Raw genomic sequence first — 18,834 nt, forward strand, 5'->3', positions numbered from 1 at the left:
TAGATATTTCTAATCACCTATTATTCGGAGAAACCCATAGATGTCTTCTTATAAAGAACTCTTAGCTCAACGTGAGCAATTAGATAAACAGATTAAAGAAGCAATTGCCCGTGAAAAGGCAGATGGCATCACAAAAGCAAAGCTGATTATTGAGCAATATAACTTGTCTGCATCTGACCTATTTAGCCGTAAGGCCGGCGGTAAAAGTGCTGGTGGCAAGGTAGCCCCTAAATACCGTAACCCTTCAAGCGGTGAAACTTGGACTGGTCGTGGTAAGGCACCTAAGTGGATTGAGGGCAGGGATCGTAGTAGCTACTTAATCTAAGTTACTGAATTTCAAGTTAAAAAGGCCGCAGATGCGGCCTTTTTATTAATGCCAGCTCAGGCACACTTCCTTGAAAGAGCCTCCAGAAAAAGCGGCTCCAGGAGATCATGGCGGCTACCCTGAGATAGGCTGCTATCCACATCAGAATTGGTAGCAGGATAAGCAATAATGAGGGGATTAAGGTCAATCAGGCCATTTTCCAGCTCTTCTTTAATGCTTTCAGTGAGCTGAGGCCTATTTCCATGGTTTTCATCTGCTAAGGCAACAACGCCTGGGTGAAGCTTAATAAAACCTTCATCTACTAGTATAGGTATACGCTGTGTGTCCTTGTTTTTACTCAGATAATGGATTAAATGAACCTGCTCCACGGGGGGTATCAGGGCATCCAAGAAGATCAAATCTGGGGCAATTGAAACAGCCTTCATTAAGCCCTCCAGGCTGTCGACAGCCACTTCCATTTCAACTTTGAGTTGCCAGTCTTGGATCGAACTCAATAACTCTTCGCTATTTTCAGTTCTTCTAAAGATGCCCATGGCCACGCAGTTTTGGGTTGTTTTTTGCCGCATAGCCCGTTTTCTTCTCAAAAGTTGCTGTTCGAGGGAACTGGCAAGAATGCGGCGGTGGCCTCCCCGGGTTTTCCAGGCAATTAATTCACCTAATTCCACCATTTTTTGGACGGTTCCAAGAGACACCTGTAAGACTTTGGCGCTTTGTCTGGTGCTGAGATATTCCATTTCTGGCGTAATTGCTTTCATATTCTCCTTAATTTCATTAATTCACCTGAAGATTTAGAGAATAAAAATCAAATCAATTTCAATCTGTCCGTAATTATTGAAAGCAAAGTAGGAAAGTTCTTATTCATGGCTGGTTTATAGGGAGATACCCCCAAAACCCGATAAATCAGGGAAAGTCCTTTATAGGGCAATGGTCACTCGTGGTAAATTACTGTTGTAGTAACAGTATTTGCACAGATCAATTCGTGAAGCGGTGTAGCCGTATAACGAATGGTTATAACCACAGTTTTTATTCGGGAAACCCGATGAAAGGTGAGCATCATGATGCAGGACCAAAGAGATAATTCCTATCTCTTCGGCGGAAACGCCCCCTATGTAGAAGAGCTCTACGAATCCTACTTGCACGATCCAACTTCTGTTGCTGATCATTGGCGAGATTATTTTGATAACGTAAAACAAGTCCCTGCGGTCGATGGCTCATCTCGAACTGACATTGCGCACGGACCGATTGTTGCGTCATTTGCTGAGCGCGCTAAGCAAGGCCCGATTAGAACAATTTCTGATTCGGCTGACTCTGAAATGGGACGCAAGCGTGTTGCAGTTCAACAGCTTATTGCGGCGTATCGTAACGTCGGCAATCGCTGGGCTGATATAGATCCCTTAAAGCGGACAGAACGCCAGGACATTCCTGAGCTAGATCCTGCTTTCTATGGCTTTACCGATGGCGATATGGATATCGTCTTTAACACCAGTAATACCTTCTTCGGTAAAACCGAAATGACCTTGCGCGATTTACTGCAAGCGTTGCGCGAAACCTATTGCGGCAAGATCGGCGCCGAGTATATGTTTATTGCCGATCAAAAGATTAAGAAGTGGTGGCAAGAGAAGTTGGAGTCTATTCGCTCAAAGCCAGCATTTAACGTAGAGAAAAAGCGTCAAATATTAGACCGCATTACAGCTGCAGAGGGCTTAGAGCGTTACCTTCAAGCAAAGTATGTAGGTCAAAAGCGCTTCTCTCTAGAGGGTGGTGAAAGTTTCATCGCCTGTATGGATGAACTTATTCATGGCGCAGGTGCCAAGGGAGTTCAAGAGATTGTGATTGGTATGGCTCACCGCGGCCGTCTCAACGTATTGGTCAATACGTTGGGCAAAATGCCAAAAGACTTGTTTGCAGAGTTTGAGCACAAAGGCCCTGAGACTTTGCCTGCAGGCGATGTCAAATATCACCAAGGTTTCTCAAGTGATATTTCTACCCCAACAGGTCCAGTCCACGTTTCTTTGGCATTTAATCCTTCTCATCTAGAGATTGTGAATCCTGTAGTGGAAGGTTCAGCGCGCGCTCGTATGGATCGTCGTGGAGATCTTTTAGGTCAGCAGGTACTTCCTGTTTTGGTGCATGGCGATGCTGCAATCGCTGGTCAAGGTGTCATGCAAGAAACTTTAGCAATGGCTGAAGTGCGCGGTTATTCGACTGGCGGCACAGTTCACATTGTGATCAATAACCAAATTGGCTTTACAACGTCAGATCCGCGCGATTTGCGTTCCAGTTTGTACTGTACGGACATCATGAAGATTATCGATGCTCCGGTATTGCATGTAAACGGTGATGATCCTGAAGCAGTGGTATTGGCAACACAGTTAGCGATCGAGTTCCGTACACAGTTTCATAAAGATGTGGCGATTGATATTGTTTGCTTCAGAAAACTCGGTCATAACGAGCAAGATACTCCCTCGATGACTCAGCCTTTAATGTACAAAATTATTGCTGCACATCCAGGCACTCGCAAACTCTTTAGTGATAAGTTAGAAGCAGAGGGATCCTTGCCTGCTGGCACAGGAGACCAGATGGTCAAGGACTACCGAGCTGCTATGGATGCTGGTATTCAGACTTCTGACCCTGTTCTGAGTAATTACAAGGGTAAGTTCTCAGTGGACTGGTCTCCGTTTTTGAATAAAAAATGGACGGATGAGGCTGATACAGCCATCCCGTTGACGGAATGGAAGCGCTTGGCTGAGCGCATCTCGACTCCACGTGAAGATTTCAAGGTACATCCTTTAGTTGAGAAGGTATTGAACGATCGCGCAGCAATGGGTCGTGGCGAAACCAATATTGACTGGGGTATGGGCGAGCACATGGCTTTTGCATCATTGGTCGCCAGTGGTTATCCAGTTCGCCTATCTGGTGAAGATAGTGGTCGCGGAACCTTTACCCATCGTCATGCAGTTCTGCACAATCAAAATCGCGAGAAGTGGGATACCGGTGTTTATATTCCATTGCGCCATGTTGCAAAAGATCAAGCACCATTCCTCGTGATTGACTCGATCCTCTCTGAAGAGGCCGTTCTTGGTTTTGAATATGGCTATGCTTCAGCTGAACCCAATACGCTGACCATCTGGGAAGCTCAATTCGGCGACTTTGCGAACGGTGCTCAAGTAGTGATCGATCAGTTTATTGCCTCGGGTGAGGTAAAGTGGGGCCGTGCTAACGGCTTGGTCATGATGTTGCCGCACGGTTATGAAGGCCAGGGCCCAGAGCATTCCTCTGCACGTCTTGAGCGCTTTATGCAACTGTGCGCTGACACCAACATGCAAGTGATTCAGCCAACAACCGCATCACAGATCTTTCACGTATTGCGTCGCCAGATGATTCGTCAGTTCCGCAAACCACTGATCTTGATGACCCCTAAATCATTGCTGCGTAATAAAGAAGCTGCATCACCATTGTCTGAGTTCACTAAAGGTGGCTTCCAGACAATTTTAGGTGAGCGTGATAGCACAATCGATGCTAAGCAGGTAACGCGTTTAATTATGTGCTCAGGCAAGGTGTATTACGACTTAGTGAAGCAACGCACTGAGAAGAAAGCCATAGACACAGCAATCATTCGCTTGGAGCAACTATATCCATTCCCGCACAAAGCATTGACTGCTGAGTTGAAGAAATATCCAAAATTGGAAGAGGTTGTTTGGTGTCAAGACGAGCCACAAAACCAGGGTGCATGGTTCTTCGTTCAACACAATATCTTGGAAAACATGTCTGACGGCATGAAGCTGGCTTATTCAGGCCGTCCTGCATCTGCTTCACCTGCTTGCGGATATGCGCATCTCCACCAAGAACAGCAAAAATCTCTTCTGAATGCGGCTTTTGCCAAATTAAAGGGTTATGTGATCACGAAATAATCGTCTTCATTACTCAACATACATACAAATAAACAGGATTAATCATGGCTATTTTTGAAGTTAAAGTTCCACAACTCTCCGAATCAGTTGCTGAAGCAACTTTATTGCAATGGAAAAAGAAGGTCGGTGATGCAGTCGGTCAAGACGAAATCTTGATTGAAATCGAAACTGACAAAGTGGTTCTCGAAGTTCCAGCACCATCTGCTGGTGTATTAACAGAAATCATCGTTGCGGATGGGGGTACTGTTGTTGCTGAACAGTTGATTGCTAAGATTGATAGCACTGCAGTAGCTACTGCTGCTCCTGCCGCTGCTGCAGCACCTGCTGCCGCACCCGTCGCTCCTGCAAAAGCGGCGGCTCCAGCCCCTGCGAAATCTTCTGGTGCAGCCGCCTCACCTTCAGCCGCAAAAATTCTTGCTGAGAAAAACGTCGACGCTGGTCAAGTTGCGGGTTCTGGACGTGATGGCCGCATCACTAAAGGCGATGCCTTGAATGCTTCTGCAGGTGGCGCTAAGTCTGCTGCGTTGCCAAGTGCACAAATTCCAATGGGTGATCGTCCAGAAGAGCGCGTTCCAATGAGTCGCTTGCGTGCTCGTATTGCGGAGCGTTTGCTGGAGTCACAAGCAAACAATGCCATCTTGACTACCTTCAATGAAGTCAATATGGGTCCAGTGATTGCATTGCGTAATAAATACAAAGATCAGTTTGAAAAGACTCATGGCGTGAAATTAGGCTTTATGTCTTTCTTTGTCAAAGCAGCTACTCATGCTTTAAAGAAATTCCCACTCCTCAATGCTTCGGTTGATGGCAATGACATCGTTTATCACGGTTACTTTGATATCGGTATTGCCGTAAGCTCACCACGTGGCTTGGTAGTGCCAATTTTGCGTGACGTTGACCAGATGAACTTGGCTGATATCGAGAAGAAGATTGCTGAGTTTGGTGCCAAAGCTCGTGAAGGTAAATTGTCAATTGAAGAATTGACTGGTGGCACATTCTCCATCTCTAACGGTGGAGTATTCGGCTCAATGCTCTCCACACCAATCATTAATCCTCCTCAATCAGCGATTCTTGGTATTCATGCAACTAAAGACCGCGCTGTAGTAGAGAATGGTCAAGTGGTGGTTCGCCCAATCAACTACTTAGCTTTGTCTTATGACCACCGCATCATTGATGGCCGTGAGGCTGTGCTTGGTTTGGTTGCGATGAAGGATGCTTTAGAAGATCCTTCACGTCTTCTCCTTGATTTGTAAAAGGGAAGATCATGAGCCAAGCTTTTGATGTACTCGTAATCGGCGGTGGCCCTGGTGGCTACATCGCCGCTATTCGTGCAGCGCAACTCGGTTTCAAGGTTGCCTGCGCAGAATCCAATGCCTATGATGATCCTAAAGGCGAGCCACGCTTAGGCGGCACTTGCTTGAATGTGGGTTGCATTCCATCTAAAGCCTTGTTGGCCTCTTCCGAAGAATTCGAGAAGATCGGTCATCACGCTGCTGATCACGGCATCAAAGTTGGCTCTGTCAGCATTGATTCTAAGAAGATGGTTTCTCGTAAAGATGACATCGTGACGAAGATGACTGGTGGGATTCAGTATCTATTCCGTAAGAACAAAATCACTTTGCTCAAAGGACATGCTTCGTTCGAAGGTAAGGGTGCTGATGGCTATCAAGTGAAAATTGATGGCAAGGATAAAGAGACCGTTTCTGCAAAGAACGTGATTATTGCCACTGGATCTAAAGCGCGTCACTTACCAGGTCTGCCAGTAGACAACGTCTTAATTTGTGATAACGAAGGTGCCTTGAAGTTTGATTCAGTGCCTAAGAAATTAGGTGTGATTGGTGCTGGCGTGATCGGTCTTGAACTCGGTTCTGTGTGGCGTCGCCTTGGATCAGAAGTGACTGTACTTGAGGCCTTACCTTCTTTCTTGGCTGCATGTGATGTGGGTATTGCCAAAGAAGCACAAAAGCTTTTTTTGAAGCAAGGCCTAAATATCAATATGGGCGTGAAGATCGGTGAAGTCAAAGCGGATAAGAAGGGTGTAGTGGTCAATTACACCGATAGCGCTGGTAAAGCTGCCAAATTGGAATGCGATCGCTTGATCGTATCTGTTGGTCGCGTACCAAACACCGATAAATTGGGTTTAGATAAGATTGGCCTCAAAGTGGATGAGCGTGGCTTTATTCCCATTGATGATCACACTTGCGCTACGTCAGCACCAGGCGTATACGCCGTAGGTGACGTTGTGCGTGGACCCATGTTGGCACATAAAGCAGAAGACGAAGGCGTTCTGGTTGCTGAAGTGATTGCAGGCCAAAAACCCCACATTGATTACAACTGTATTCCTTGGGTGATCTACACCGATCCTGAAATTGCTTGGGTTGGTAAAACAGAGCAAGCGCTCAAAGAGGCAGGTGTTGCTTATAAAGCAGGTCAATTTCCATTTGCAGCAAATGGTCGTGCATTAGGCATGGGCCGCGCCGATGGTTTTGTCAAAGTATTAGCCGATGCAAAAACTGATGAGATTCTCGGAGTGCACATCATTGGACCAAATGCTTCTGACTTAATTGCTGAAGCTGCTGTCGCAATGGAATTTAAAGCAGCAGCAGAAGATATTGCACGTATCTGCCATCCGCATCCAAGTTTGTCAGAAGTGATGCGTGAAGCAGCATTGGCGACAGATCAACGTGCACTCAATATGTAATTGAAAACCATTGAGTATTACCATCAAGAGTTAAAGGCGCGCGGGTATCAAAGCGATCCCGCGCAGCTTCGCGCTGTAGAGCGTTTACAGCAGTGCGAAGATGAGTGGATTGCCTATAAAGAAATCCGCAGTAATAACCTCAAAAAAGCGCTTTTTAAGCCTGACCTGCCACAAGGGCTCTATCTTTGGGGCGGAGTAGGGCGTGGCAAATCATTCTTAATGGACTGCTTTTATGCAGCCTCGCCGTTAGAGAAAAAGATCCGCATTCATTTTCATGAATTCATGCGAGAAGTGCATCGTGAGCTTCATGAGTTATCAGGCTTATCCGATCCTTTAGATGAGTTAGCAAAGCGTATTTCAAATCGCTATCGCCTGATTTGTTTTGATGAGTTTCATATTAACGACATCGCTGATGCGATGATTTTGTACCGCTTGCTTAATGCCCTCTTTGAGGACCGCGTGCAATTTATCATGACATCGAACTACCGACCAGATCAGCTGTATCCAAATGGTTTGCATCGTGACCGTTTGCTGCCTGCCATCAAACTGCTCGAAGAAAAGTTGGAGGTGTTGAACGTTGATGCAGGTAATGATTACCGCCGCGTACAAATGGCGCAGGTTGAGGCCTATTTAACCCCAGTCAATGCAGAGACGCAGACCATCCTCGGACAAATGTTTCAGACCTTGATTGGTAATCAAAGAGAAAAACGTAATCCCGTGTTGAATATTGAATCTCGTGAGTTACGGCCATTACATATGGCTGATGGTGTCGTATGGTTTGATTTTCAAACGCTGTGTTGTGGGCCACGTTCACAAAATGACTACCTAGAGATTGCCAATCAGTTTCATACGGTGATTTTGTCAGGCGTGCCTTATATGCCCCCCAGAATGACCAATGAAGCAAGGCGCTTCATTTGGCTCATTGATGTCCTGTATGACCACAAAATCAAGCTGATCATGTCTGCCGAGGTCTCGGCACCAGATTTATATACCGAAGGTCAAATTACCGCTGAATTCTCTAGAACGGTATCCCGCTTGATTGAGATGCAGTCGCGAGACTACCTTGATGCGCCTCGCCGGGTAATTGATACCAGCTTGACCTAAAATAGGGTCATGAGCAGCCTTTCCAGCCTAAATGCCGATTTACATTGCCACTCTGTGGTCTCTGATGGCACCTTAACGCCTGAAGCATTAGCCGAACGCGCTAAGGCGAATGGTGTCAATTTATGGGCACTCACCGATCACGATGAGTTGGGTGGACAACAGCGTGCCAAGATTGCAGCCAGTGCACTCAATATGGATTACTTGGCTGGAGTAGAAATCTCAGTGACTTGGATGGGGCAAACGATTCATATTGTTGGCCTTGGCATTGACGCTGATCACATGGGCATTATTGAGGGCTTGCGCCGTACGCGTGATGGGCGTGGTAATCGTGCCAAGATGATGGCCGAGCAATTACTTAAGGTGGGAATACCTGGAGCTTATGAGGGTGCTTTGCAATACGCGGGCAATCACGAGCTTATTTCTAGAACACACTTTGCGCGCTTTTTAGTCGAGCAGGGCATTTGTAAAGATACTGAGCATGTCTTTAAAAACTATTTAGTTGAAGATAAGCCGGGTTACGTACCCCATATGTGGGCTAAGCTAGATGACGCGGTAGCTTGGATTAAGGCTGCGGGTGGCGTGGCAGTCATTGCCCATCCAGGCCGTTACAACTTGAATGCCATGCAAATGGACGAGTTGTATAAGCACTTTAAAGATATAGGCGGCCTAGGAATTGAGGTGGTTACTGGTAGCCATAGCCCTGATCAATATCAAACCTATGGGAAGATTGCCCAGCAATATGGATTCTTAGCTTCTCGTGGATCAGATTTTCATGATCCTGATGAAAGTCATATTGACTTAGGTACATTGCCTCATTTGCCAGATCACTTGACTCCTGTTTGGTCTGTCTTTCATTAATTTAACTTCACGATAAAGATAAAGAAAAACGATGTTTGCTGAACGTGTTCTATCCGGTATGCGCCCCACGGGCAATTTACACCTTGGGCATTACCACGGTGTATTAAAGAATTGGGTGCGCTTGCAATCTGAATATCCTTGCTTTTTCTTTGTTGCGGATTGGCATGCCTTAACAACTCACTATGAAACTCCAGATGTGATCGAGCAGTCTGTTTGGGATATGGTGATTGATTGGTTGGCTGCTGGCGTAGATCCTAATCAAGCGACTTTATTCATCCAGAGTAAGGTGCCTGAGCATGCAGAACTATTCTTATTACTCTCTATGGGTACCCCTTTGGGATGGTTAGAGCGTGTTCCAACCTATAAAGATCAGATCGAAAAGCTCAAAGAGAAAGATCTGCAAACTTATGGCTTTTTGGGCTACCCATTGCTGCAGGCGGCCGATATATTGATCTATCGCGCTCAGCACGTGCCTGTGGGTGAAGATCAGGTTCCTCATGTAGAAATGACCCGCGAAGTAGCGCGTCGCTTTAACTATCTTTATGGTCGTGAACCAGGATTTGAAGAGAAGGCGCTCGAAGCAGTCAAAAAATTAGGCAGTAAGCGCGCCAAGATGTATCTCGAATTACGCGTTGCATATCAAGAGCGTGGTGATGATGAGGCCTTAGAGCAGGCTAAAGCGCTATTACAAGAAGCGCAAAGTTTATCGATGGCTGATCGCGAGAGACTCTTTGGTTTCTTAGAGGGCGCACGCAAAATTATTCTGCCAGAACCACAGGCTTTATTAACCTCTGCATCCCGTATGCCAGGGATTGATGGTCAAAAAATGTCGAAGTCTTATGGCAACACGATTAGCGTGCGAGAGTTGCCTGAGGATGTGATTAAAAAGATTAGAACCATGCCAACAGATCCAGCGCGCGTTCGCAGAACCGATGCTGGAGACCCAGCCCGTTGCCCAGTATGGCAATTACATAGCGTTTATTCCAATGAAGAGACTAAGCAATGGGTGGACAAGGGTTGCAAGTCTGCTGGCATAGGATGTCTTGAATGCAAACAGCCAGTGATCGATGCGATTTTGGCTGAGCAACAGCCGATGTTTGAGCGTGCACAAAAGTATTTAGATGATCCAAGTCTATTGCGTTCGATCATTGCTGATGGTTGCGACAAGGCCCGCAAGGTTGCTCAAGAAACCATGCGTGAGGTCCGCGAAGCGATGGGCCTAGCTTACGATTAAGATTTTCATTGCTTGCGATGCATGATGCTCAACTGAACGCTTCACCTTGGGTGAGGCGTTTTGCAACTCAAATTCCTAAAGGCGGTTTGGTGCTCGATTTGGCATGCGGCGCAGGTCGCCACGCTATTTTCTTGGCTGATTTGGGCTATTCTGTTTTAGCTGTTGATCAAGATGTGAGTCTGATTGAACAAAATACAAATTCGTTGATTACAAGTAAGGCGACGAATTTAGAGTTGGATGACTGGCCTTTAGATGGACTGGAATTTAGTGGGATTGTGGTCACAAACTATCTTTATCGACCCCATTGGGATCAACTACCCAAAATGCTGGCCAAAGGAGGGGTTCTCATCTATGAAACCTTCGCCCAAGGCAATGCCCAATTCGGCAAACCGTCCAACCCGAATTTCCTCTTAAATCCTGGGGAATTACTGAATTTAGCAGCTCGCCATGCCCTAAAAGTCCTTGCCTACGAGGATCTTTATGTAGATGAACCCAAACCAGCCATGGTTCAGCGCCTATGTGCCTTAAAAGAACGGTGAAATAGGCGCATTCCGTTACAATTTCAGGGTTAAGACAGCTAAAAATCGGTATACATTCGGTGACAAATACAGCTCATTCCAAAGGTAGTAAAAAGACCCTTTCTGGCAGCATGCCAGCCATTGTTACGCCGATGTTTGACGATGGCAGTTTAGATTTCGGCAGTCTTAAATCTTTATTGGATTGGCATGTATCTGAAGGTACGGATGGCATCGTTATTGTTGGCACTAGTGGTGAATCACCGACGGTTTCTGTTGAAGAGCATTGCGAACTGATTCGTGTAACCGTAGAACATCTTGCAGGGCGTATTCCAGTAATTGCTGGCACCGGTGGAAACTCTACTGCAGAAGCCATTGAGCTTACTGAATTTGCTAAAAAGGTTGGCGCTGATGCCAGTCTGCAAGTAGTTCCCTACTACAACAAGCCAACGCAAGAGGGTATGTATGCACACTTCAAAAAAATTGCTGAATCTGTAGATCTCCCAGTCATTTTATATAACGTACCAGGACGCACTGTTGCTGATCTTTCGGGTGATACTGTGGTCCGTCTGGCCGCTGTACCCGGTGTGATCGGGATTAAAGATGCGACTGGCAGCCTAGAGCGTGGCACTTTGTTAATCAATGATCTGAAGCGTGCCGGGCATCATGATTTTTCAGTATTCTCTGGTGATGATTTAACTGCAGCAATGCTGATGTTGATGGGTGGCAAGGGCAATATTTCGGTTACCGCCAATGTGGCGCCACGCCTCATGCATGAGCTATGCGTTGCAGCGATGTCAGATGATGTTAAAAGAGCGCGTGAGATTCAATATCAATTGATCGCCGTACATAAAGCGATGTTTACTGAAGCCAACCCAATTCCCGTCAAATGGGCTCTTCATGAGATGGGCAAGATTACCGCGGGTATTCGCTTACCCTTAACCCCTTTGAGTACCTCACTAAGAGAGCCATTGAAGGCAGCATTAAAACAGGCTAACTTACTATGATGAATGTGTCTTTGCTATTTCGCCGATGCTTATCGGTATTGGCGTTGTTAACGGCTGCCCTAGCTTTAACGTCTTGTAAATCAGTTACTAGCAGTGATACGGTTGACTATAAGAGTTCTGGTGCAGTTCGTGGCCCCAACTTGTCATACCCACCCGATTTAATTACCGCTCAAGCTGACCGTCGTTATATCGTGCAAGACGGTACGGCCACCATGTCTGAGTACAACGCTGCTGTTAAAAAATCAGCGCAAATGCGAAGCAATGTGATGACGGGTATCCCAGGTATGCGTATCGCCAAAGATGGTGAGCGTAGGTGGCTTGTGGTTGAAAAGCCAGCTCCAGAACTTTACCCACAAGTAAAAGATTTTTGGCAGGAGAATGGTTTCTTGTTAGTTGTTGATTCACCTTCAACAGGCATCATGGAAACTGACTGGGCGGAGAATCGCGCCAAAATTGCACAAGACTGGATTCGCTCGACTATTGGTGGTGCAATTGATTCTCTATACGATACCGGTGAGCGAGATAAATATAAAACTCGCTTAGAGGTTGTTAAGCCTGGTGAAACCGAGATTTATATTACACAACGCGGTGCAATTGAAAAGTGTGTGACGGATACTACTGGCGCCTGTCTTTCAACTATTTGGACTCCGAGACCGAATGACCCAGAGTTAGAGGCTGTCTTTTTGGCGCGTTTGATGGAGCGCCTTGGTATGACTCAGGAACAGGCCAAAGCAATGGTTGCCGCTCCTTTGGGTCCTAAGACCCCTAAGGCGAAGTTTGTTCAAGAGGGTAATAACAAAGGCTTTATTGAACTTAGTGCTGGCTTTGATCGTTCTTGGCGTGATGTAGGCTTAGCCCTAGACCGCTCTAACTTTACGGTGGAAGATCGCAACCGCTCACAGGGCGTATATTTCGTGCGCTATGTAAATGCGAAGGATGTAGGTGATTCGAAAGGCTTTTTCTCTAATCTCTTTAGCAGCAAAGACGACTCAAAGCTTCAAGCTAAGAAATATCAAGTTATTGTGAAGAGCACTGGAGAAAATTCTGCGAATGTCTACGTTCAAGATGCTGATGGCAAGCCTGAAAATACTCCGGCTGGCTTCCAGTTGCTAACCTTGCTGACTGAGCAATTAACCAAGTAATTAATCAAAGTTTAAAAAATACAAGCTCAGATACTAATTGAGCCCAATAAAAAAGCCGCCTTGCAGCGGCTTTTTTTCTTCAAGAAGAAGATTACTTCTTAGCGTCAGCAGCAGGAGCAGCTGGAGCGGCAGCAGGAGCAGCAGCAGGAGCTTCAGCAGCAGGAGCTGCAGGAGCAGCAGCAGGAGCTTCAGCAGGCTTTGCTTCTTCTTTTTTACCGCAAGCGGCCAAAGCGATAGCTAACATTGCAGCGAATACGAGTGACTTCTTCATTTGTAATTTCCTCTAAAAAAATTAAACACCAATTATCGATAATTGTTGTGGGAAGAACCGAGGGCAAATCCCTAGGTAGTTTCCTGTAATTATTATAGCCACACCTGTCCTAGTGTTCGAAAATTAGCCAGCCAGCACAATAGGCTTCATAAAGACTTGTTTTGCCGATATTTTTTAGCTTTTTGGTTTGCAATCTTTTGGCGGCCGACAAAGTACCCCAGGCTGAAGTCACATCCGCCTTTTGACCTTTGCTGACATTGTCTCCGTTGCAAAAAACTTGCCTTCCAAGGCTCAAAATACGGGTTTGAGGGCTGGGAATAAGGACTTTATTGGCCAAAGTCTTGAGGAATTGGTTAGGGTTGAGAGGGTTCTTGGGCCCATCAAAATACGCCTGTTGTTTGGGTTCAGAGAGGTAGGCAGTGATGCCGGGTAAAAAGCCATCAATGCGATCTAACTTCAACTTCCCTAATTGTTCATGCAACTGCTTAATGAGCTCTTCTGGGAGTTGTTCGGCTGCTGCTGTTGCAGCTTGCTTGGGGTCCGCAAATTTACGCTCTAACTCCGGCATATCTTCTAAGGATTCAGCAAGTCGCCACAAACCTTCTTGTAGTAATTCTCTAAGGCTAGGAGATCGAAATCCAACTGACCAGGTTTGACAGCCTGGATCTAAAGCAACCCCATCATGTGCAATATGTGGTGGCAAATAGAGCATATCGCCTGGCTCTAGAACCCATTCTTGCTCGCATTGAAACTTCTGCAAAATCTTCAGTGGTAGATTAGGGTTAAGGCTTAAATCTTTTTGCTTGGAAATACGCCACTGTCTTCTGCCAGACATTTGAATCAAGAACACATCATAAGAGTCAAAGTGTGGACCGACGCCACCACCAATACCCGCTACGCTAATCATCAGATCATCCAAGCGGGCATCTGGAGTAAACCGAAACCAAGACAAAATCTTTGCGGCAGCAGGGTGATGCGCTTCCATCCCTTGCAGTAATAAAGTCCAATCTGGTTTATCTACTTTCGGGATGGATTTTTTCTGGAAGGGTCCTTGCTCAAAACGCCAAGGCTTTGATTGAATGAGGCGAGATTCCACTTCATCTTGGTTGGCAAACTGGACCAGCTGATCGAAAGAAATCGGGCTATCTAGGCGCTCCTGCTGTTGGGCAGAAAGTGCAAAGGCAGGAATGGCTCCTCGAATCAGCAAGGGCTTTTTATGCCAATACCGCTTCATAAACTGTTCGGGGCTAATTCCCCCAAAAAGAGCCCAGGACTCGTTTAAAGGCAGGTTTTGAGGTGCCTGGGGCGGTTGATAAGGCTTGCTCAAGTAAAATGAAGTCATAAAGTAAAGGCTAGTGTTAACTCATTAAAAACGAATGTACGACAAATTGCGCATGAAGATTGAAAAAAATACTATCGTATCCCTTCGATATAAATTAACCGATGCACAAAATAATGTCATCGAGGAACCAGATTCTCCGATGGTATACCTGCACGGTGGATATGAAGGTACTTTCCCCAAAATTGAGTCTTTGCTAGATGGTCAAGATGTTGGCTACGAAGCGACCATTCAGTTAGAGCCTAGTGAGGCATTTGGTGAGTACGACCCAGAGTTGCTCAAGATTGAGCCACGCACCCGTTTCCCTGAACCCTTAGAAGTGGGTATGCAATTTGAAGGTGTTCCTGATTCCGATGCTGATGAAGAATCTGAAGAGGTTTTGGCTTCTGCGGAGGAATCTGATGATGTTGACGATGAGCCGTTAATCTACACGGTGACTGATGTTGCTGATAATCAAGTGGTATTAGATGGCAATCATCCTCTTGCAGGCATGGCTCTGCGTTTCTGGGTGCAGGTAGAAGATGTGCGCGCAGCCACCGAAGATGAAATTGAAAATCGTCATCCTGAGGGTGGTGAGAACTTTACCTTTGGTATGCCCAATGAAGATGCAGATGATGAGGAAGATTTCCTCGAGAAGGCTTTAGGCTTGCAGGGCCAAGCACCGCGTACCCTGCATTAATCTTCACCTAATTACTCTTTAAGCCATTCTTTAATGGCATCAAGGTCGCGCTTGGTATCACTGCTAGTAGCGGCATCAGAAGGCGTATTGCTTAGCTTGGCAAGCGCCTGCTCAAGTTGAGCAATCTTTGCTTCTTGCATGATCGTGGCATCAATCAAACCTTTAAGTGCCATTGATACTGGATCATCCACATTCGGCGTTACGCCATAAGCAGAAAAGTATTCTTTGGTTTTGCTATCGGCACTTTGTGGTAAATCCGGATGCAAGATGCGCGCTGGAATTCCTACTGCAGTTGCTCCGGGGGGGATTTCTTTTAAGACCACAGCATTTGATCCAACACGAGCACCATCGCCAACAGTAAAGCCGCCAAGTACTTTTGCACCAGCACTGACTACTACGCCTTTACCAAGAGTAGGGTGACGCTTAACGCCCTTGTAAAGCGATGTGCCGCCTAAAGTAACACCTTGATAGATAGTGCAGTCATCACCAATCTCGGTAGTCTCGCCAATCACAATGCCAAGACCATGATCAAGAAATACGCGACGACCAATCTTGGCGCCTGGATGAATTTCAATACCAGTAATGAAACGTGACACCATCGAGAGCACGCGAGCAATCCACTTCAAACCCAAGTTCCATAAAAAATGGGAGATGCGATGGAGCCAAACTGCATGCAAACCTTGGTAACAGGTAATCACCTCAAGACGATTTCTTGCGGCGGGGTCTCGAACGATGATGGAGTCGACTTGGTCGAAAAGTGAATTAAACATGGCTTGATTTTAACGGGGCTGGCTTATTTTCTCAGGAGCATCTGTTTTGCGATCCCACGCAATAGGTCGATTTCTTCCTTACGCAGTCGGCTGCGAGCAAATAAGGCCTCTAGGCGGGGCATGAGCTTCTTGGGATTGGCAGGATCTAAATAACCAATTGCCTCTAAGCCCTCACGCCAATGTTCCAGCATGGCTACAACAGCTGCTGGATCAGCAAAGTCAGATAAATCTCCATTCTCAATAGAATTCTTTGAAATACCCTCTGATAGCGCCTCTCTTAGGGTGTAAGCGCAGACCATGAGAGCTTGCGCAAGATTGAGGGATGGATAGTCAGGATTGGCATCTAACCAAACCCGATGGGTGCATAGGGACAGGTGATGGTTTTCTAAGCCGGTTCGCTCTGGCCCAAAAATGAGGGCAACTTGACCTTGATTACGGACCGTTTGCGTAATGAGCCTCCTAGCCGACACCCAGTCTAAGGCTGGAGGGCCAAACTCACGATCACGGCTAGTGAGTCCGAGAACCAGCGAACAACCCTCTACGGCGCTATCTAAAGACTCTGACTCCCGTGAAGATTCAAGAAGGTCAAGGGCGCCACTGGCTAGGGCTATGGCTTCAGGTTGAGTGGCAATAGCCTGTATTTTTGGGTTGATCAAGCGAAGATCATCAAAGCCCATCGTTTTGAGGGCTCTTGCCGCCGAACCCACGTTGCCGGGGTGGCTTGTTTCCACGAGAACCCAGCGCAGGAGGTGGGCTTGATCGATATTCATCGGCATCTTAGGTAAAGTGAGTCAGAAGTGCAATATGCAAATCGTTTAGAATCAGGGTATTAGCTTCGTATTGTCATGCAGTTTGGGCAATATTACAGGCTCGTTCTTATTTAATTTGTCCATCAATACTATGCATCCCATGTTAAATGTGGCCGTAAAGGCTGCCCGTCGTGCTGGAACCGTTATAAATCGCGCTTCTCTGAACTTAGAGCGTCTCCAGGTTGATCGCAAACAGCACAATGATTTTGTGACTGAGGTGGACAAAGCCGCTGAAGCGGCCATCATCGAAACCCTGAGTGAAGCCTATCCAACACATGGATTTTTGGCTGAGGAAACAGGCGAACACAATACTGATGCAGAGAACGTATGGATCATTGATCCATTGGATGGCACTACCAACTTTATTCATGGCTTTCCGCAATACGCGGTGTCAATTGCTTTAGCAGTGAATGGTGTAACCCAGCAAGCAGTTGTTTACGACCCTACTCGGGATGAATTATTCACCGCAACTCGTGGTGCAGGCGCCTATTTAGATCGCCGTCGTTTACGCGTTGGCTCGCAAGATCGTCTAGCCAATTCATTAATTGGTACGGGCTTCCCTTATCGTGAAGATCAAGACCTCGAAAAATATCTCAAGGTATTTGCAGAAATGTCACGTCAGTGTGCTGGCTTACGCCGCCCTGGCGCAGCTTCCTTGGATCTCGCATACGTTGCAGCAGGGCGTTACGATGGTTTCTTTGAGAGTGATCTCAAGCCTTGGGATATGGCAGCAGGTGCCCTATTAATTACAGAAGCTGGCGGCTTAATTGGTAACTACCGTGGTGAAGAAGGTTTTCTGAAGAGCGGTGAAGTCATGGCAGCAAACCCACGTATTTATGCTCAAATGGTGCAAATACTGTCTAAGTATTCTGTTTCTTAAGCTTTAATCAAATCGAGGGCTTGTACGCCTTGAGCGTTGATCAAGAGTGCATTCGCTCTTGGTCTGGCGCCGTCGGGATGATCTAAATCCCAGTCAGATAAAACCCAGCGTTGCCAGGTTTGCTCGCCCAACCGTTCTTGGTGATGGGCAGGTAAGTGCGTGTGACCATGGATTAACTGATTGCTTGCATGACTGCGCAGTATTGCAGCACATGCCTCTAGCGTGACATTCGTTTTGATGTGATTTAGACCGGGAGATGTCATAGCATTGCGCTGATATTGTGAATGACTATTACTGCGCAACTGGTTTGCAATTGAGCGGCGCCATGCTAAAGGTAGATTAAGGAAAATTTTTTGCACCCAAGGTTTTCTGACCCATGTGCGAAATACTTGGTAACCCACATCTGCTGTACATAAAGCATCACCATGAGCCAATAAGTATTGCTGACCTGCAATGTCCACAAGAGACGGGTCAGCCAACGCTGTCATACCAGTCTTCTTTAAGAATGTGGGTCCCACAAGAAAATCTCGGTTGCCATGGATGTAATACGTTTTGGTCTTATTAGAAAGACTAGCGAGGGCGCGTTTCACTTCTTGCTGAAAGGGGGAATGTGCAGATGCATCATCACCCACCCAGTATTCAAAAAGATCGCCCAGAATAAAAACAGCTTCCACCTGAGAGGCATCTTTTTCACAGAAGTCAAAAAAGCGCTGCGCCGTCAAGGGCATTGACGGCGTGAGGTGCAGGTCTGAGATGAGCAGCGCGCTCGCGTGTTGCGGGATCATTCCTCGAGAACGGAGGCCTTCTCAATCACAACATCTTCTGCTGGTACATCTTGATGAAAGCCAGAATTGCCAGTCTTCACTTTGCGAATTGTATCCACCACATCCATGCCGTCAGTTACTTTGCCAAATACGGCATAGCCCCAGCCCTGTGCATTTGGGGCGGTATGGTTTAGGAAGTCATTGTCATTTACGTTAATAAAAAACTGCGCTGTTGCAGAATGTGGATCGCTGGTGCGAGCCATGGCAACCGTGCCACGTTCATTCTTGAGACCATTGTTGGCCTCATTCTCAATTTCTGCGCCAGTTGGCTTTTGTTTCATGCCGGCAGTCATGCCGCCACCCTGAATCATGAAGTTATTAATGACGCGATGAAAGATCGTGCCATCGTAATGACCACTTTTAACGTATTGCAAAAAGTTTGCAACGCTCTTTGGAGCTTTAGCAGCGTCAAGAGTGAGGGTGATATCGCCTTGATTGGTTTTAAGAAGAACCTTTGCCATTGTT

The 18,834-nt window shown here is 46.5% G+C and carries 19 protein-coding genes; 12 read left to right on the forward strand and 7 right to left on the reverse strand.

Going from position 1 to position 18,834, the window contains the following annotated elements; all coding sequences use genetic code 11:
* Positions 1 to 40: 40 nt before the first annotated feature.
* Positions 41 to 325 (forward strand): H-NS family nucleoid-associated regulatory protein, encoded by a 285-nt coding sequence (locus tag FD968_RS04610; protein ID WP_215367632.1) that lies wholly within the window; start codon positions 41 to 43, stop codon positions 323 to 325.
* A 56-nt stretch (positions 326 to 381) separates the two neighbouring features.
* On the opposite strand, the gene FD968_RS04615 is transcribed toward FD968_RS04610, so the two are convergent.
* A complete protein-coding gene (locus tag FD968_RS04615; protein ID WP_215367634.1) occupies positions 382 to 1,080 on the reverse strand; it encodes an excisionase family DNA-binding protein in 699 nt (232 codons plus the stop codon).
* A 300-nt stretch (positions 1,081 to 1,380) separates the two neighbouring features.
* On the opposite strand from FD968_RS04615, the gene FD968_RS04620 reads away from it, so the two are divergent.
* The 9 genes from FD968_RS04620 (at position 1,381) to bamC (ending at position 12,797) form a co-directional block, all read left to right on the forward strand.
* Positions 1,381 to 4,236: a 2-oxoglutarate dehydrogenase E1 component gene (locus tag FD968_RS04620; protein WP_215367636.1), complete on the forward strand. Its 2,856-nt coding sequence runs from the start codon at positions 1,381 to 1,383 to the stop codon at positions 4,234 to 4,236.
* Between the two features lie 44 nt (positions 4,237 to 4,280).
* A complete protein-coding gene (gene odhB, locus FD968_RS04625) occupies positions 4,281 to 5,489 on the forward strand; it encodes a 2-oxoglutarate dehydrogenase complex dihydrolipoyllysine-residue succinyltransferase (RefSeq protein ID WP_215367638.1) in 1,209 nt (402 codons plus the stop codon).
* An 11-nt stretch (positions 5,490 to 5,500) separates the two neighbouring features.
* Positions 5,501 to 6,937, forward strand: coding sequence for a dihydrolipoyl dehydrogenase (lpdA, locus tag FD968_RS04630; RefSeq protein WP_215367640.1), 1,437 nt, complete (start codon positions 5,501 to 5,503; stop codon positions 6,935 to 6,937).
* Positions 6,938 to 8,041, forward strand: coding sequence for a cell division protein ZapE (gene zapE / locus FD968_RS04635; RefSeq protein WP_215367642.1), 1,104 nt, complete (start codon positions 6,938 to 6,940; stop codon positions 8,039 to 8,041). It begins immediately after the preceding gene.
* A gap of 9 nt (positions 8,042 to 8,050) precedes the next feature.
* Positions 8,051 to 8,899, forward strand: coding sequence for a 3',5'-nucleoside bisphosphate phosphatase (locus FD968_RS04640; protein WP_215367644.1), 849 nt, complete (start codon positions 8,051 to 8,053; stop codon positions 8,897 to 8,899).
* A 31-nt stretch (positions 8,900 to 8,930) separates the two neighbouring features.
* Positions 8,931 to 10,133 (forward strand): tryptophan--tRNA ligase, encoded by a 1,203-nt coding sequence (locus FD968_RS04645; RefSeq protein WP_215367646.1) that lies wholly within the window; start codon positions 8,931 to 8,933, stop codon positions 10,131 to 10,133.
* Between the two features lie 17 nt (positions 10,134 to 10,150).
* Positions 10,151 to 10,672 carry a bifunctional 2-polyprenyl-6-hydroxyphenol methylase/3-demethylubiquinol 3-O-methyltransferase UbiG gene (locus tag FD968_RS04650; RefSeq protein WP_215368007.1) on the forward strand — a complete coding sequence of 174 codons (522 nt, stop codon included), beginning with the start codon at positions 10,151 to 10,153 and terminating at the stop codon, positions 10,670 to 10,672.
* A gap of 110 nt (positions 10,673 to 10,782) precedes the next feature.
* Positions 10,783 to 11,655, forward strand: a complete 873-nt coding sequence (gene dapA / locus FD968_RS04655) for a 4-hydroxy-tetrahydrodipicolinate synthase (protein WP_215368009.1) — start codon at positions 10,783 to 10,785, stop codon at positions 11,653 to 11,655.
* The gene (gene bamC / locus FD968_RS04660; protein WP_215367647.1) at positions 11,652 to 12,797 is read left to right on the forward strand and encodes an outer membrane protein assembly factor BamC; all 1,146 of its coding nucleotides are present in this window, start codon (positions 11,652 to 11,654) and stop codon (positions 12,795 to 12,797) included. The genes dapA and bamC overlap by 4 nt, the downstream gene beginning before the upstream one ends.
* 91 nt (positions 12,798 to 12,888) lie before the next feature.
* On the opposite strand, the gene FD968_RS04665 is transcribed toward bamC, so the two are convergent.
* On the reverse strand, positions 12,889 to 13,068 hold the full coding sequence (locus tag FD968_RS04665; protein ID WP_215367649.1) for a hypothetical protein: 180 nt from the start codon (positions 13,066 to 13,068) through the stop codon (positions 12,889 to 12,891).
* A gap of 109 nt (positions 13,069 to 13,177) precedes the next feature.
* Positions 13,178 to 14,302 carry a cupin domain-containing protein gene (locus tag FD968_RS04670; protein ID WP_251367642.1) on the reverse strand — a complete coding sequence of 375 codons (1,125 nt, stop codon included), beginning with the start codon at positions 14,300 to 14,302 and terminating at the stop codon, positions 13,178 to 13,180.
* 160 nt (positions 14,303 to 14,462) lie between these two features.
* On the opposite strand from FD968_RS04670, the gene FD968_RS04675 reads away from it, so the two are divergent.
* A complete protein-coding gene (locus FD968_RS04675; RefSeq protein WP_215368011.1) occupies positions 14,463 to 15,086 on the forward strand; it encodes a peptidylprolyl isomerase in 624 nt (207 codons plus the stop codon).
* Between the two features lie 11 nt (positions 15,087 to 15,097).
* On the opposite strand, the gene cysE is transcribed toward FD968_RS04675, so the two are convergent.
* Positions 15,098 to 15,856: a serine O-acetyltransferase gene (gene cysE, locus FD968_RS04680; RefSeq protein ID WP_215367653.1), complete on the reverse strand. Its 759-nt coding sequence runs from the start codon at positions 15,854 to 15,856 to the stop codon at positions 15,098 to 15,100.
* A 23-nt stretch (positions 15,857 to 15,879) separates the two neighbouring features.
* Complete coding sequence (locus tag FD968_RS04685; RefSeq protein WP_215367655.1) at positions 15,880 to 16,626, reverse strand: RNA methyltransferase; 747 nt, start codon at positions 16,624 to 16,626, stop codon at positions 15,880 to 15,882.
* A gap of 130 nt (positions 16,627 to 16,756) precedes the next feature.
* Between FD968_RS04685 and FD968_RS04690 the strand changes: the two genes are divergently transcribed.
* Positions 16,757 to 17,545 carry an inositol monophosphatase family protein gene (locus tag FD968_RS04690; RefSeq protein WP_215367656.1) on the forward strand — a complete coding sequence of 263 codons (789 nt, stop codon included), beginning with the start codon at positions 16,757 to 16,759 and terminating at the stop codon, positions 17,543 to 17,545.
* On the opposite strand, the gene FD968_RS04695 is transcribed toward FD968_RS04690, so the two are convergent.
* The gene (locus tag FD968_RS04695; protein WP_215367658.1) at positions 17,542 to 18,330 is read right to left on the reverse strand and encodes a UDP-2,3-diacylglucosamine diphosphatase; all 789 of its coding nucleotides are present in this window, start codon (positions 18,328 to 18,330) and stop codon (positions 17,542 to 17,544) included. The two genes, FD968_RS04690 and FD968_RS04695, sit on opposite strands and share 4 nt — an antisense overlap.
* Positions 18,327 to 18,830 carry a peptidylprolyl isomerase gene (locus FD968_RS04700; RefSeq protein WP_215367660.1) on the reverse strand — a complete coding sequence of 168 codons (504 nt, stop codon included), beginning with the start codon at positions 18,828 to 18,830 and terminating at the stop codon, positions 18,327 to 18,329. Before FD968_RS04700 ends, FD968_RS04695 begins: the two co-directional genes overlap by 4 nt.
* Positions 18,831 to 18,834: the final 4 nt, after the last annotated feature.

The sequence above is a fragment of the Polynucleobacter sp. AP-Titi-500A-B4 genome, from assembly GCF_018688095.1.
Taxonomy (GTDB): domain Bacteria; phylum Pseudomonadota; class Gammaproteobacteria; order Burkholderiales; family Burkholderiaceae; genus Polynucleobacter.

Bases quoted from the DNA above. Each gene is read 5' to 3' on its own strand.
- FD968_RS04675 (WP_215368011.1), top strand. From the start codon at position 14,463: ATGAAGATTGAAAAAAATACTATCGTATCCCTTCGATATAAATTAACC.
- FD968_RS04620 (WP_215367636.1), top strand. From the start codon at position 1,381: ATGATGCAGGACCAAAGAGATAATTCCTATCTCTTCGGCGGAAACGCC.
- FD968_RS04645 (WP_215367646.1), top strand. From the start codon at position 8,931: ATGTTTGCTGAACGTGTTCTATCCGGTATGCGCCCCACGGGCAATTTA.
- bamC (WP_215367647.1), top strand. From the start codon at position 11,652: ATGATGAATGTGTCTTTGCTATTTCGCCGATGCTTATCGGTATTGGCG.
- FD968_RS04650 (WP_215368007.1), top strand. From the start codon at position 10,151: ATGCATGATGCTCAACTGAACGCTTCACCTTGGGTGAGGCGTTTTGCA.
- FD968_RS04700 (WP_215367660.1), bottom strand. From the start codon at position 18,830: ATGGCAAAGGTTCTTCTTAAAACCAATCAAGGCGATATCACCCTCACT.
- odhB (WP_215367638.1), top strand. From the start codon at position 4,281: ATGGCTATTTTTGAAGTTAAAGTTCCACAACTCTCCGAATCAGTTGCT.
- FD968_RS04615 (WP_215367634.1), bottom strand. From the start codon at position 1,080: ATGAAAGCAATTACGCCAGAAATGGAATATCTCAGCACCAGACAAAGC.
- FD968_RS04695 (WP_215367658.1), bottom strand. From the start codon at position 18,330: ATGATCCCGCAACACGCGAGCGCGCTGCTCATCTCAGACCTGCACCTC.
- FD968_RS04665 (WP_215367649.1), bottom strand. From the start codon at position 13,068: ATGAAGAAGTCACTCGTATTCGCTGCAATGTTAGCTATCGCTTTGGCC.
- FD968_RS04685 (WP_215367655.1), bottom strand. From the start codon at position 16,626: ATGAATATCGATCAAGCCCACCTCCTGCGCTGGGTTCTCGTGGAAACA.
- lpdA (WP_215367640.1), top strand. From the start codon at position 5,501: ATGAGCCAAGCTTTTGATGTACTCGTAATCGGCGGTGGCCCTGGTGGC.
- FD968_RS04610 (WP_215367632.1), top strand. From the start codon at position 41: ATGTCTTCTTATAAAGAACTCTTAGCTCAACGTGAGCAATTAGATAAA.
- dapA (WP_215368009.1), top strand. From the start codon at position 10,783: ATGCCAGCCATTGTTACGCCGATGTTTGACGATGGCAGTTTAGATTTC.
- cysE (WP_215367653.1), bottom strand. From the start codon at position 15,856: ATGTTTAATTCACTTTTCGACCAAGTCGACTCCATCATCGTTCGAGAC.
- FD968_RS04640 (WP_215367644.1), top strand. From the start codon at position 8,051: ATGAGCAGCCTTTCCAGCCTAAATGCCGATTTACATTGCCACTCTGTG.
- FD968_RS04690 (WP_215367656.1), top strand. From the start codon at position 16,757: ATGCATCCCATGTTAAATGTGGCCGTAAAGGCTGCCCGTCGTGCTGGA.
- FD968_RS04670 (WP_251367642.1), bottom strand. From the start codon at position 14,302: ATGAAGCGGTATTGGCATAAAAAGCCCTTGCTGATTCGAGGAGCCATT.